The 1669-nt window shown below is 73.3% G+C and carries 2 protein-coding genes; both read left to right on the forward strand.

Annotated features, from left to right (window positions below; genetic code table 11):
• Positions 1 to 667 precede the first annotated feature (667 nt).
• Positions 668 to 1048 (forward strand): hypothetical protein, encoded by a 381-nt coding sequence (locus AC08ON_RS13900; RefSeq protein WP_131728938.1) that lies wholly within the window; start codon positions 668 to 670, stop codon positions 1046 to 1048.
• Between the two features lie 80 nt (positions 1049 to 1128).
• On the forward strand, positions 1129 to 1605 hold the full coding sequence (locus tag AC08ON_RS13905) for a TadE/TadG family type IV pilus assembly protein (protein ID WP_476607715.1): 477 nt from the start codon (positions 1129 to 1131) through the stop codon (positions 1603 to 1605).
• Positions 1606 to 1669 lie beyond the last annotated feature (64 nt).

Below are 1669 nucleotides of genomic sequence, written 5' to 3' on the forward strand. Positions count from 1 at the left end.
GCGGAGGCCGCGCAGGCCCGGCTCGCGGCCTCCGTCGCGGACGCCGCGATGGAGCTGCCGGCGGTCATGGTCGCCCTGGCCTTCGTCGCCTTCCTCACCATCCCCCTGCTGGTGATCCTCACCGGCGTCGAAGCCACCCCATGACACCCAGCCCGGGTCACGCAGCCCCGGATCACGCAGCCCCGGCTCGGTCCGCTCCTGATCGGACCGGGTTCCGGTCGCGTCCCGCCCACCGCCGCCAGGCACGCCGGATCGACGAGCGACATGAACCCACGGAATCCAGCCGACGAAGAGACCGACGAAGAGAGAGGACGGTGGCGGCGATGCGCTGACTCGGGGTACTGCTGGCCTTGGCCCACCTGTGGTGGACGAATCTTCACCAGCGGGCCGCTGAAGATGGGCGTGACCGGGGTGATGCGCTGCCGACGGCGGTCATCGCGGTGGGTCTGGTCCTGATCGCGGCGCTGGTGATCGTGATTCTGCGGGCGAAGGCGACCGAGGTCGCGGAGCATGTATGCACCAGCGCCGATCCCACCACCTGCCAGTAGTAGCCGCGGCCCGTCCCGCGGCGGGCGGCCACCCCGCCCGCCGACGAGCCCTCCGTCGACGAGCCGTCCGCAATGCCGGAAGCAGCCCGGTCGAACTGGCCGTGGTGATGGGCGGGGTCATGACCCTCCTCGTGATCGTCCTCGGGTTGGGTCTGCGATGGCTGGCTGTTCAGGCGGCCGGCGCCTCCGCGCAGCGCGCCTTGGAGATCATGCAGAGCCCCGATGGGACCGTCGAGGACGCCACAGCGGTCGCGGACCGGCTCGCCCGATCCAGCCGGTCGGTCACCAGCGTGACGACGGATGTGGCGGTCACGCCGGATCTGGTAACCGTGACGGTGACCGTCACCTCGGTCCTGGGCACGACGGTTGCCCGCTCCGCCTCCGGGCCACGGCTGCGGTTCGTCCCACAGCCGGTGGCACCAGAGCGCGCCGCATCGACGAGGACCGCGCCGCTGGCCGTCGGCGGACCGGTGCCCGCCGGCGCCGGTCGGACGTCATGAGCGGCTGGTGGCGGTGGCGGTGGCGGTGGCGGTGGCAGTGGCGATGGCGGTGCCGGTGGCTTGGCGCGGGCGGTGCGGGCATGCCGCTCGCGGATCGGGTCGGAGCTCGCGCAGATCGGGATGGAGCTCGCGCGGGTCGGGAGGGGGCGTCGGAACAGGACCGCGACCGGGGGGCCTACTCGGTCGAGTTCGCCGCCGGATGGCTGATCTTCCTGATGGCCGTGGCGATCCTCGCGGTGGCCTTCCAGGCTCAGCAGGCCCGAAGCGGTGTCCGGCACGCCGCCCGGGAAGGCGCCCGGGCCGCCTCGCTCGCCGCGACCCCCGCCGACGCCGAGCAGCAGGCCGACATGGTCGCGCGCCGTGCGCTCACCGCCAGCTCCTGCGCGGCGGGCAGCGAGACCGTCTCCACCGACGTGACCGGGTTCGGCGCCGGCGGGGTCGTCACAGTCACCGCCGGATGCCGCGTCCACCTCGTCCTCGGCCCGTCCCGCACCGTCACGGCGAGCCGCGACGAGGTCATCGACCGGTTCCGCGGCGGCCTGCGGGACCGCCCGTGACCATCACCCGCTCCGCCCAACACGGTGACCAGGGGTCGGTCAGCCTCCTGCTGGCGGTGCTGTT

This window comes from Frankia sp. CoWAU3, from assembly GCF_977971855.1.